Consider the following 11885-nt stretch of genomic DNA (forward strand, 5'->3'; position numbering starts at 1 on the left):
CCCCGTCAGAACAGGCTGCCTTGCCCCGCAGGCGGGGTTTTGGGCTTGGGCTTGGGCGCAGCGGCGGGCGACCCCGACACATCAAGCACGCCATCGGCAAATTCAATCTGCAGCGCCGCCGCCCCTGCTGCGGCCGCCCGTGTCGTCATCACGGCCCCATCGCCACGCACCACCGCATAGCCACGGCTCAGCGTGGCCTTGTAGCCCAGCGTCTCGCGCAACCGCTCCAGCGCCGCCAGCCGATCCTGCCAGCCCCGCACCTGCCGCCCCGCCACATCCGACAACCGCGCCGAGACCTGATCCAAATCGCGCCGCTTCTGCGCAATATCGCGGTTGAGCGCATGCACATTCAGCCGCGCCGCCGTCGCCTGCAACCGCCGCCGATCCCCTTCAACCGCCCGCCGCAACAGCGCCGGGCGCAACGCCCCCGCCGTCTCTGACAGATGAACCCGTCGCACCTGCACCGACCGGATCAGCGCCGCAGGCAGGCGCTCGCCCAAGGCATCCAGCCGCTGCCGCGGCCCATCCAGCAAAACCTCGGCCCGTGGCAAGGCCCGCGCCAGATCGCGCAACCGCTGACCGCGCAAACGCACCCCTTGGCTCAGCGCATGGCTCAGCCGCGCGCCCTGCCCCTCAACCCAGGCCAAAAGGTCCATCCGCACCGGCACCGCCAATTCCGCCGCCGCCGTCGGCGTCGGCGCGCGCTTGTCCGAGGCGAAATCAATCAGCGTGGTGTCCGTCTCATGGCCCACGGCGGAAATCAGCGGAATCGCACTTTCCGCCGCCGCGCGCACCACGATTTCCTCGTTGAACCCCCGCAGATCCTCGACCGATCCACCACCGCGCGCCACGATGATCAAATCAGGGAGCGGCAGCGCGCCCCCCGGCGTCATCGCATTGAACCCCCGGATCGCCCGCGCCACCTCCGGCGCACATTTGTCACCCTGCACGGCGACGGGCCAAATCAGCACCTTGCGCGGAAACCGATCCCGCAGCCGGTGCAGAATATCGCGGATCACCGCGCCCGAGGGCGATGTGACAACCCCGATGATCTCCGGCAGATAGGGCAGCGCCTGCTTGCGCTCAGGCGCGAACAGCCCTTCCGCCGCCAGCGCCGCCTTGCGTTTTTCCAACATCGCCATCAGCGCGCCCATGCCCGCTGGCTTCATATCCTCGATGATGATCTGATAGCGCGATTGACCGGGGAAGGTGGTCAAACGGCCCGTGGCCACCACCTCCATCCCCTCTTCGGGCTGCACCGCAAGGCGCGTGGCCACACCTTTCCAGATGATCCCAGCCAACACCGCCGAATCGTCCTTGAGGTCCAGATAGATATGCCCCGACCGTGGCCGCGAAATACGGCCCAATTCGCCGCGCACCCGCACATGCGAAAACTCGCCCTCGATCATCCGCTTGATCGCCCCCGACAGGTCCGAGACGGAAAACTCCGGGGCATTACCGCCCTCTTGGGGATCGTCGATCAGATCGGACATGCGCGCGCCCCTCCTGCCTTGTGTCTGCCTGCCCACCACCTTAGAACGCAGGCCAACCAAGGCCAAGCAGGAGTTGCCGCCATGAATATTCTCATCCTCGGATCAGGCGGGCGGGAACATGCGCTTGGCTGGGCAGTACTGCAAAACCCCAAATGCGACCGGCTGATCGTGGCCCCCGGCAACGCGGGCATTGCAGAAATCGCCGAATGTGCCGCACTCGATATCCTCGACGGCGGCGCGATTGCGGGCTTCTGCGAGGCCGAGGCCATTGATTTCGTCATCATCGGCCCCGAGGCCCCGCTTGCCGCCGGTGTCGCCGACCGCCTGCGCGAGGCGGGATTGCTGGTCTTTGGCCCCTCCGCCGCCGCCGCCCGGCTTGAGGCGTCCAAGAGCTTTACCAAAGCCATCTGCGACGCGGCAAACGCGCCCACCGCCGCCTATGCCCATTTCACCGACCTTGCCGCTGCCCGCGCCTATGTCACGGCGCAAGGGGCCCCCATCGTGGTCAAGGCCGACGGTCTGGCCGCTGGCAAAGGCGTGATCGTGGCCATGACCGAGGATGAGGCCCTCGCCGCGCTGGAGGATATGTTCGGCGGCGAATTCGGGCAGGCCGGGGCCGAAGTGGTGATCGAGGAGTTCATGGAGGGCGAAGAGGCCAGCTTTTTCGTCCTTTGCGACGGCGAGACGGCGCTCCCCATCGGCACCGCCCAAGATCACAAACGCGTGGGCGAGGGCGACACCGGCCCCAACACCGGCGGCATGGGGGCCTATTCCCCTGCGCCCGTGATGACCGACGCCGTGACCCAACAGGCGCTCGATCAAATCGTCCGCCCCACCTTGGCCGAAATGGCACGGCGCGGCACGCCCTACCAAGGCGTGCTCTTTGTCGGGCTGATGATCAAGGACGGCACACCGCGCCTTGTCGAATACAACTGCCGCTTTGGCGATCCCGAATGTCAGGTGCTGATGATGCGCTTGGGCGCGCAGGCGCTCGACCTGCTGCTCGCCACCGCCGAAGGACGACTGGGCGATATTTCGGTCAACTGGGCCGAAGATCACGCCCTGACGGTCGTTCTGGCCGCACGCGGCTATCCCGGCACCTATGAAAAAGGCAGCGTCATCAAAGGGCTAGAGACCTGCCCCGAGGACAGCTTTCACATGGTCTTTCATGCAGGCACCACCCGCGCAGAGGGGCAAATCACCGCCACAGGCGGCCGCGTTCTGGCCGCCACAGCCCGTGGCACCACCCTGCAAGAGGCGGCAGAGCGCGCCTATGCCATGGTGGACCAGATCGACTGGCCCGAGGGGTTTTGCCGCCGCGACATCGGCTGGCGCGCGCTCTGAACTGCGCCCTGCGTGGGGGCCAGCCCCCACACCCCCGAGGTATTTTTGGCCAGATGAACCTCAGCCGCAGGCCATCGCCTGTGCGAACCCCTCTTGGGTGGCCATGATCCCCAAGGGCCGCGCCGTCAGGTCAGCGCCGTCAAACGCCACCGCCACAACCTCGCGAAATCCGGCATCCGCGACGATGATCTCAGGCCCTAGACCACAGTCGCGCAACCCGCCCCAGATCACCTCATCCCCGATCCGGTGATTGGTCACGCCCTTCAGGCTCGCAACCTGCGTCAAGCCCCCCGGTGCCCAACTCCAGACGCGCAGGGTCTTGCCCAGATGCGGCGTCTCGACATAGGCGATATCGGTGATCCCGTCGCCATTCAGATCGGCAATCGCAGCAGGCGCCAGCCAGCGAAACCGTGTCCCGATGTGGGGCGTGGCGGCGGATTTCACCAAGTGCCCGCGCCGCAGACTGTAAATCGCCAGCTGCGCGCCCTGCGTGGGGCTGGATTCCACAACCACCACATCAATCTGCCCATCGCCATCGGCATCCACCAGACGCGGGGCGATATCCTCGAACACATGGCTGGGTTCCGGCCCCTGCCGCAGGTCATACCGGATTTCCATTCCAGAGGCATCGCGCACCGCCAACACACGGCGCTCGTGTATCTGCCCCATGATCCGATGCGGATAACTGTCATCAGGGCCTTCAAAGCGCGCAGCGGCGATGCTGCCACCGCCGCTTGTCACCCAAGGTTCGGCCAGAACTGGCCCCGCAAGCAGCAGCGCCCCGAAGACCGCCGCCGCGCCGCGCATCTCAGATTTGTTTTTCCGGCATCTGCACCACCAAACCATCCAGCGCCTCCGTCACCTTGAGCTGACAGGTCAGACGCGAGCGCGCCGGGTCCGGCTGATAGGCGAAATCGAGCATGTCCTCTTCCATGTCATCCTTGGCAGGCAGTTTGCCCACCCAAGCCGGATCGACATAGACATGACAGGTGGAACAGGCGCAGGCCCCGCCGCAATCGGCCTCGATGCCGGGGATATTGTTGTCGCGTGCGCCTTCCATCACGGTCAGGCCATTGGCCACCTCGACCTCATGCCGGGTGCCATTATGCTCGATATAGGTGATTTTAGCCATGTCTGGGCTCACTCCGTTGCGTCGCTATCGCCCATCTACCTAATCGCGCCACCGGCCCGAGACCAGCCCAATTTGCGCCACCTCGGCAAAAGATTACACTACGTCTTGCCGCGCCGCGCCGCCCGCCAGCGCCCGATAAGCGAGCTATCGGGCTTGGCCTCGGGCGCAGATCCAAGCATCTCTTGCGACACACGCTCTGCGAGGATCGCAACCGCCCGCTCCGAAAGCGGCACCCAGGCCCCCACCGGCTCTGGCGGATCAAAGGGCACCTGCCCGGCAAGAAACTCTTGCGCGAGCGCCGCATTGGACGCCGCGCAGCGCTCCAAAAGGTCGCGCCGCGCCTCAGGGCTCAGGATCTCTTGCGCCGCGCCGGTCTGCGCCCGCTCTGGCATCTGCGCCATGAACTGCGCCAAAAGCGGCGCAATCTCTGGCCCGCTCAGCCCCCGCGCAAGGAGGGCGGCCTTGATGTGCCGCGCAGCCTCGATCATCGCCGCAGGCGGGCTCACATTCTGCGGAGCTAGTCCCAATGCCCCCTCGGGCGGGGCCACGCCGATGATCTCCAAAAACCGCCGCACGGCAAAATCCTGTGGCTGCGACGGGTTGAGCGGCACAACGGTCATCGCCTCGCGCCCCACTTGCGCCGCCCATGCCCCCAAAAGCCGATGATAGTCCAGCGTCCCCCGCGACAGCCGCCGCTCCAGCAGGTGCTCAAAGCTGCCAGCCCAGTCGCTCCGCCCCTTCACATGCTGCTTGAAATCGCTCTCGATCCACAGATCCTGCCGCTTGAGATAGACCACCACGCGAAGCTCGTAGCCCAACCGCTGCACCGCATCGCGCAACGGCACGAACCTGTCTTGACGCCAAAGGTCAAACAAAACCTCGCTGCTCAGCACAACATCGCGCCCCGAGCGCAGGAAATAGCCCAGATGCGCCGCCATCCGCGCGCTATCCTGTGCCACACCAAAGGCCGCCAATTGCGCCGCATTGCCCTGATTGCGCGTGCGGTCCTCGGGATGATGCTCATAGACCTGCCCCTGCGCCGCCAGCCACGTGGCACCCTCCGCCAGAAAGCTCTGGATCGTGGTCGTCGCACATTTCGGCATGCCGATATGAAAGGTGACAATGGGCATGATCGCGCCTGTGATCCATGTTCAAAGCGTGTCAGCCCATAAAAGAGCGACATACCCCTCTTATACCACGGGTTTGCACGCGCAACACTGCGCACTCTTTGCAAAAATTTGGGAATAATCCTCGGCAAGCGCCGTTCTTTTGACATGGTCCTGACGCCAACGCGCCCCCGGCGGGCAGTGGAGTGAAGGCCGGAATGCAAAACTTGTAACGGAGTCCCGCCAATGAAAACCATCCTCACACTCGTCACCGCCCTCACGCTCGGCCTCACCGGCATCGCTCAGGCGGATGTGTCGAAAACGATCGGCCGCGCCAGCCAGATCAAGGTCGGCAAATCCAGCGTCATGCCCCCCGTCAGCCATCAGGGCCAATGGTGGACGCATCCCTCGGGCTGCGAATATTCGCGCACCGGGCGGCCCGGCGAAACCGTCTGGTATCTGATCATCAACACCGCCCGGCCCGGTTGCCCAGCCTATATTTCGGTGACCGGTCGCGGCGATGTTTACTAAGCCGGCACCGACAGAACCGGCGTCATATGGATCAACGTGGGGCGGTCCGCGCGCAGCGCCGCCTGCACCGCCTCTTGCAACGCCGCCACGCTTTGCGGGGCCTCGGCATGGGCGCCATAGGCCCGCGCCAGCGCGCAGAAATCGGGGTTATGCGCCTTGACCGCATTGGGCGCGATCTGCGCCCGCACCATGCTGTCCTCGATCTCTTTCAGCTTGGTATTGTCCCAGACCAGAATTGGCAGGGCCAGCCCCTGCTCTACCGCCGTGCCCAGTTCCTGCACCGTATACTGAAACCCGTAATCGCCCGCGATGGCGACGGTGGGTTTGCCCCGCCGCGCCATCGCGCCGCCAATCGCCGCAGGCAGCGCATAGCCGAGCGTGCCAAAGCCTGTGGGATGATGCCAATGACCGGGCCGCGCCATCGGCCAGACCTCTTTGGCGACATAGGCGAATTGCGTCATGTCGGAATAGATCATCGTGTCCTCGGGCAAGGCTGCGCGCAGGGCATCGCAAATGCTGGCAATCCCCGGCCGCTCCGCGTCGCTCTCAGCCCGCCAGCGCGCCCGCGCGGCAGTGATCTCTTCGGGCCGCCAACCGCCGCGTGACGGCAAATCCTGCGCCAAGAGCCCCCGCGCCAACGCCCCGGCCTCTGCCAAAACCCGGCGATCACCGGCCACTGCACCACCCAGAACATCCGAGTCCATATCCACCCGGATCAGCGGCGCACGATGCCCCAACTCTGCCCGCCACAGATCGTTTTGCGACAACTCGCTGCCCACCACCAGCACCAGATCGGCCTCGCCGATCACCGTCGCGCTATCAGGCCGCGCCAGATAGGCCCCGAAATCAAGCGGGGCCGCCGCCCCCATGATCCCGCGCCCGGCATAGGTGGTAAAGGTTGCCGCCCCCAACCGCGTCGCAATCTCGCGCCAGGCCTCGGCACTCTGCGCAGCCCCGCCGCCCAAGATCATCAACGGCTTGCGCGCAGCCCGCAACGCCTCGGCCACCTCCGCCACCACCTCGGTGGCGATTTCCGGCACATCCACCAATGGCAGGGCCGCAGGCGCCGCCTCGGCCATCCCTTCCAGCGTCGCAATCGGCACCTGAATATGCCGGGGCCGCCCGCGCCGCGTGGCAAATTCCACAAGCGCGCGGTCAATCAACCGATAGGCACTGGCCGCATCGCGCGCCTCAACGCTCCATTCTGTAACACAGCCCGCCGCCGCGCGCTGATCGCGCATCTGGTGCAACTGCCCCTGCTGCGCTGCTGTCTCATCCAGACAGGACGACAGCACCAGCACCGGCACACTGTCCGACCACGCCTGCCCGAGCGGCGTCAGGATATTGCACAGCCCCGGCCCGGTGATCACATAGGCCACCCCCGGCTGGCCCGTGGCCCGCGCATAGCCATCCGCCATGAACCCGGCCCCCTGCTCATGCCGCGCCAACACATGCGTGATGCCGGCCTCTTCGATCCCGCGATACATCTCTTGGTTATGCACCCCCGGAATGCCAAAAATCACCGCGACCCCGCGCGATTTCAGCATATGGCTGATCTGCGCCCCCAAAGGCGCTTGGGCGCGGAACTCGTCGGATTTCTCAGCCATCTCAGGCTCCTTTTCAGATCAGGGTGTCATGGACGCCAGAACGACGGCAGGATAAGAACGATCACGGCCAGAATCTCCAACCGCCCCATCAGCATGGCAAGGATCATCAGCGCCTTGGCCGAATCCGGAAACGCAATAAGCGACCCGGTCGGCCCAACACTGGGACCAAAGGCAGGCCCCACATTGAAAATCGCCGTCCAGGCCCCCGTGACGGATTCCATCAGCGTCAGCCCCGTCAACTCCAGCGCGACCGAGAAAAACCCGAGCGACAGAATATAGACGGTGAATAGCAGCATCACCGATTGCAGCACCTCATCCTCAACCCGCCGCCCCTCATGGCGCAGGATCATCACGCTCGACGGGTTGAAAATCCGCCGCGCCTGTTGGCCCATCGCCCGCATCATCAGCTGGTAGCGGAAAATCTTGATCGAACAGCCCGTAGACCCGGTGCAGCCGCCAATCGCCCCCACCACGATCAGCACGACAAAGGGGAACGTGCCCCAGGCGGTCACATCGCCATCGCCATAGCCGGTGCCGGTAAAGATCGAGACGATATTGAAAAGACGCAGGCGCAGGCTTTCTTCCGTAAACTGCCCGTTCATCACAAAATCATAGCCCACCACCATGGCGACGGCGTAGAAAATCCAGCGCAGATAGGTGCGCACCTGCGTATCGCGATAAAGCGGCAAAAGGTTGCCCTGCACCCCCTGCATCATCCGCACAAAAGGCAGGCTGGCCAACACCATGAACAGCACACAGGCATATTGAGGCCCACCGGGAAAGGCCGCAAACGAGCTATCCATGCTGGAAAATCCACCCGTCGACACGGTGGTCAGCGCATGCACCGTCGCGTCAAACGCCCCCATCCCAAGCGCAAGATAGGTCAGCGTGCAGGTTGCGGTCAGCAAGAGATAAATGTTCAACACACCCTTCGAGATATCGATGGTGCGCGGCAGGGCCTTGCCAAAGGTGTCGAACCCTTCGGCACGGAAAAATTGCATCCCCCCAACCCGCATTTCGGGCAGGAACACCAAGGCCACGATCACAATCCCCAGACCGCCCAACCATTGCAAGATGCCCCGCCACAGCAAAAGCCCCTTGGGCAGGGTATCCAGCCCTTCAATCACCGTCGCGCCGGTCGTGGTCACGCCTGACATCGCTTCAAAATAGGCGTCGATGAACTCCAGATCGGTCTCGCCAAGCATGAATGGCAACGCCCCGAACAGCGGCAGCGCCACCCAGACCAGCGTGGTCAGCAAAAACGCCTGTTGGATCGTCAACGGCTGGCCCATCGAATTCTTGCACGACAGCGCCACCAATCCGCCCGCGATGCAGGTCACGATCAAGCTCTCGGCAAACACAGGCCAATGCTCGCGCCCCTCGGCAATATCCACCAAGAGCGGCAGCGCCATGGTCAGGCCCATGGCCATGACCATCAGGCCAACGAGATATCCCACGGGTCGCATATCGAACATGAGGCGCAGAGTTGGCGCTTGCCGCCGAAACTGTCAAGCTGGATCAATGCCCGCGCGCGGCACTCACTCGGGTAAAAGGTCCTCAAAGACAAAGCTGGGAATATCGGCGCGCGTCAGCCCCATCGCCGCCAATTCAGACTCAGACAGGCTCTCGAGATGCGCCACGCTCGCCAATCTCGGGCGCGCCAGAATATAGCCATTCATCCCGGCGGCACGCTCCGCAAGGAAGAGGTCCATATCCCGCCGCCAATTGGCGGGCATGAAGCGGGTCGTCAGGTCGGTTTCGGCCATTTGGGTTCCCTTTCCCGGATCGGACAGGTCCCCTCCCTGAAGGTATCATAGCGCGAATCCGGTCGGAAATCGCCCATCACCGGACAGCTGCCGCAAAGTGTTGCCGCATTGCAGCAATCGCACAGCCCCGGCCCGTAACAGCCCCCGATCCCTTCAACACCTCACGTAATAGTTAAGTTCAATTACATTGGATTCATGCAAATGTCCGCGTGGATGACCGCCGTGTCTCATCATTTAAAGGGAGAGAATTTAGAATGAACCGCCTGCTTTTCGCCGCCGCGACCCTGATGGCCAGCCTCAGCTTTGCGCAAACCGCCCATGCCGCCGAATGTACCGTCGCGGTGGATGACCCCTTCGCGCTCGAGGCCGCCGCGATCGAGGAAATCTACGCCTGCATCAAGGACGAGATGGTCGCAGGCTACACCAAAGAGGGCGATGCCGTGGCAGGTGCCTATCGCGATTGGACCGTAACATCGAGCCGCCCCGCCGTGGCCGGTGCCCATGGCAACCGCCTGCTTTACACCTTCGCCAATGACATCGCCGCCGAGCAATACCTGAAATATGCAGACGAAGGCGTCATCATGCCCGTCGGGTCTGTGCTGGCCAAGGAAAGCATCACCATCAGCGCCAAGAAAAAAGCCGCCGTGACAGGCCCGCTCTTTATCATGACCAAGGGCGAAGCCGGCAGCGCGCCAGAGACCGCCGATTGGGTCTATGCCGGCATTCAGCCGGACGGCAAGCCGATGAAATTCAAGCAAAGCTTCTGCCATGACTGCCACGTCGCATGGGAGGCACAAGACATGATGGCCTATCCGCTGGAAGAGGTCCGGCTGGCAAACTAAGCACCCTGTCAGAAAATTGGCCCGGTCCCTGCTTGGGGGCCGGGCTTTTGTTTGCAAATCCCTCATCTCTGCGTCATTAAACCCGGATGACCCAGCAGATGCGCGCCCTTCTTGTTCACCTTTTCACCGCCACCGGCGCCGTGTTTGCCATGCTGGCGATGCTGGCGGCGGTTGATCACAAATGGGAATTGATGTTCCTGTGGCTCGTGGTGGCCTTTGCGGTGGATGGTATCGACGGTCCATTGGCACGCAAATACGATGTTCAACAACATGCCCCCGAATTTGATGGCGTGCTGCTTGATCTCATCATCGACTATCTCACCTACGTCTTTATCCCGGCCTTCGCGCTCTTCAAATCAGACCTGCTGCCGGGCTGGACGGGCTGGCTTGCCATCATCGTCATCACTTTTGCCAGCGCGATGTATTTCGCCGACACACGGATGAAAACCAAGGACAATTCCTTTTCCGGCTTTCCCGGCTGCTGGAACATGCTGGTTCTGGTGCTCTTCGCGCTCGAGCCGAATTTCTGGATCATCCTCGGTCTGGTGGTGGTGCTGGCGGTGGCGATGTTCCTGCCGCTCAAATTCGTGCACCCCGTCCGCACCGAACGCTGGCGCTGGCTGACCCTGCCGATGGCCTTGGCTTGGACCTTTTTCGCAGGCTGGGCCGCGTGGGTGCATTTCGATCCCCAAAGCTGGGCACATTGGGGGCTTGTCGTCACCAGCATCTACCTGCTCTTTGCGGGCATCGTGCAACAGCTTTTGCCGCGCAAGGGCGATCTCGACCGGCTTTGACGCGCAGGTCGCGGCTGGCCTTGGGCCCCCTACATCGTATCCAGACAATGCCGCCGAAACGCCCGCTTGAGCAGGTCCAATTCCTCGCGCAAGAGCGCCATTTCAGCACGGATGTCATAGCTCAGCACATCCCCCGACAATAGCGCGAAACTGTCCAGAACCTCACCACTCCGCCGATCCCGGATGACAAAGGTCTGCACCCCATCCGCGATCTTTTCCACCGGCACCGGCACCCGCACCACCCAGAGCTTTTCCTCAGGCTTGGCCGTTACCGCAACCCCCGCCACCGGCTCTTGCTGATGCGTGACCTCGATCTCGGGCGCGGCCTCGGCCTCGCCCGCCCGCGTCAAAACACCTTCCCAAACCCCTTCAAACAGGCGCGTCTTGGTCAATGTCCACTCGTTCATCGCCGCACTCCCCTATAGCGCCGCGCGCGGACGGCGACTGAACGTCACATCCCGCAACACAAGCTGGCTCATCTGCGGATTCTCGAAAATCAGGTCGATCCACGCCCGCTCCACCCGCTTTTCATTCAGGTTGGAATAGGCCAGATCGAACTCAACCATGATTTCCTCTGCATTCAGCGGCAATTCCCGCACGATCTGTTCGGTGTTCGGCCCATGTTTGATATTGAGCCGCGCAAAGATTTCCAGCGGCTTTTCCAGCTCTACGATCGTATCCATCCGCAACAGATGCCGCTTGGTCAGCCCGTTCACCGCCTGCTGCGGGAAATCCAGCACCACCGACAGAAACGATCCGTCAAACGCAAACACATCCATCCGCAAGCCGTAAGGCGCCAGATCCGCCTCGCGGCTGTTGCGCAATTGGCGCAAACACAGCTCCGACCGGGCGCAATCGTGAAACAGCGTCACCTCGCGGCCCAGCATAGACTTGGACCGAACCGAGGCCATACCCGGCACCGGCAGCGGCTCGCGCCACAATTCGGGCCGCCATGCCCAATCGGTGCCATGCGGGCGGGAAAACGAATTTGACCCGATCATCGGCAGCGCCAGCCGGTTATCGGAAATCGAGATCACCTCGTTCAGCGAATACATCAGCTTGCGCGCCCGCGCCCGCGCGCGCCGCAACTCCGCCAATCCCATCATCGGGGCATTGCGCGCAGTCTGACGCCATTTGCGCAGGCTGTGGCGATGCGTCAACACGTCCAGTAATTTCATGCAGAGCGCACCCTTGCCACTATTCGCACGCGCGGTCGTGCCGCAATGCTACGTCCCAAATCCTTGCATAGCATTAATTCAAAAGAGGAAAC

At 63.2% G+C, this 11885-nt stretch carries 13 protein-coding genes; 4 read left to right on the forward strand and 9 right to left on the reverse strand.

Going from position 1 to position 11885, the window contains the following annotated elements:
* Positions 1–5: 5 nt before the first annotated feature.
* Positions 6–1493, reverse strand: a complete 1488-nt coding sequence (xseA, locus tag ACLGGT_RS00885; protein ID WP_437194838.1) for an exodeoxyribonuclease VII large subunit — start codon at positions 1491–1493, stop codon at positions 6–8.
* Positions 1494–1574: 81 nt separating this feature from the next.
* On the opposite strand from xseA, the gene purD reads away from it, so the two are divergent.
* Complete coding sequence (gene purD, locus ACLGGT_RS00890; RefSeq protein WP_437194839.1) at positions 1575–2837, forward strand: phosphoribosylamine--glycine ligase; 1263 nt, start codon at positions 1575–1577, stop codon at positions 2835–2837.
* Between the two features lie 60 nt (positions 2838–2897).
* Here purD and ACLGGT_RS00895 read toward each other — a convergent pair whose 3' ends face one another.
* The 3 genes from ACLGGT_RS00895 to ACLGGT_RS00905 all read right to left on the reverse strand — a co-directional run bounded on the left by ACLGGT_RS00895 (position 2898) and on the right by ACLGGT_RS00905 (position 5099).
* Positions 2898–3644: an FG-GAP repeat domain-containing protein gene (locus ACLGGT_RS00895; RefSeq protein WP_437194840.1), complete on the reverse strand. Its 747-nt coding sequence runs from the start codon at positions 3642–3644 to the stop codon at positions 2898–2900.
* Between the two features lies 1 nt (position 3645).
* Complete coding sequence (locus ACLGGT_RS00900) at positions 3646–3969, reverse strand: 2Fe-2S iron-sulfur cluster-binding protein (protein ID WP_008280476.1); 324 nt, start codon at positions 3967–3969, stop codon at positions 3646–3648.
* 98 nt (positions 3970–4067) lie between these two features.
* Positions 4068–5099: a hypothetical protein gene (locus tag ACLGGT_RS00905; protein ID WP_151979567.1), complete on the reverse strand. Its 1032-nt coding sequence runs from the start codon at positions 5097–5099 to the stop codon at positions 4068–4070.
* A gap of 222 nt (positions 5100–5321) precedes the next feature.
* Between ACLGGT_RS00905 and ACLGGT_RS00910 the strand changes: the two genes are divergently transcribed.
* A complete protein-coding gene (locus ACLGGT_RS00910; RefSeq protein WP_008280478.1) occupies positions 5322–5606 on the forward strand; it encodes a hypothetical protein in 285 nt (94 codons plus the stop codon).
* On the opposite strand, the gene ACLGGT_RS00915 is transcribed toward ACLGGT_RS00910, so the two are convergent.
* From ACLGGT_RS00915 to ACLGGT_RS00925, 3 genes are all read right to left on the reverse strand, one after another.
* Positions 5603–7213 carry a thiamine pyrophosphate-binding protein gene (locus tag ACLGGT_RS00915; RefSeq protein ID WP_437194841.1) on the reverse strand — a complete coding sequence of 537 codons (1611 nt, stop codon included), beginning with the start codon at positions 7211–7213 and terminating at the stop codon, positions 5603–5605. The two genes, ACLGGT_RS00910 and ACLGGT_RS00915, sit on opposite strands and share 4 nt — an antisense overlap.
* A gap of 26 nt (positions 7214–7239) precedes the next feature.
* Complete coding sequence (locus ACLGGT_RS00920; RefSeq protein ID WP_008280480.1) at positions 7240–8688, reverse strand: TrkH family potassium uptake protein; 1449 nt, start codon at positions 8686–8688, stop codon at positions 7240–7242.
* Between the two features lie 63 nt (positions 8689–8751).
* Positions 8752–8979, reverse strand: coding sequence for a DUF1127 domain-containing protein (locus ACLGGT_RS00925; protein WP_437194842.1), 228 nt, complete (start codon positions 8977–8979; stop codon positions 8752–8754).
* Positions 8980–9233: 254 nt separating this feature from the next.
* On the opposite strand from ACLGGT_RS00925, the gene ACLGGT_RS00930 reads away from it, so the two are divergent.
* Both ACLGGT_RS00930 and ACLGGT_RS00935 read left to right on the forward strand, forming a co-directional pair.
* Positions 9234–9821: a cytochrome P460 family protein gene (locus tag ACLGGT_RS00930; protein ID WP_437194843.1), complete on the forward strand. Its 588-nt coding sequence runs from the start codon at positions 9234–9236 to the stop codon at positions 9819–9821.
* Between the two features lie 86 nt (positions 9822–9907).
* A complete protein-coding gene (locus ACLGGT_RS00935) occupies positions 9908–10615 on the forward strand; it encodes a CDP-alcohol phosphatidyltransferase family protein (protein ID WP_008280483.1) in 708 nt (235 codons plus the stop codon).
* A gap of 29 nt (positions 10616–10644) precedes the next feature.
* Here the strand turns inward: ACLGGT_RS00935 and ACLGGT_RS00940 are convergent, their stop codons facing one another.
* Positions 10645–11022: a hypothetical protein gene (locus tag ACLGGT_RS00940; RefSeq protein WP_008280484.1), complete on the reverse strand. Its 378-nt coding sequence runs from the start codon at positions 11020–11022 to the stop codon at positions 10645–10647.
* A 12-nt stretch (positions 11023–11034) separates the two neighbouring features.
* A complete protein-coding gene (locus ACLGGT_RS00945) occupies positions 11035–11793 on the reverse strand; it encodes a DUF6478 family protein (RefSeq protein WP_008280485.1) in 759 nt (252 codons plus the stop codon).
* Positions 11794–11885 lie beyond the last annotated feature (92 nt).

The organism is Roseovarius sp. MS2, assembly GCF_051447875.1.
Lineage (GTDB): Bacteria > Pseudomonadota > Alphaproteobacteria > Rhodobacterales > Rhodobacteraceae > Roseovarius > Roseovarius mucosus_A.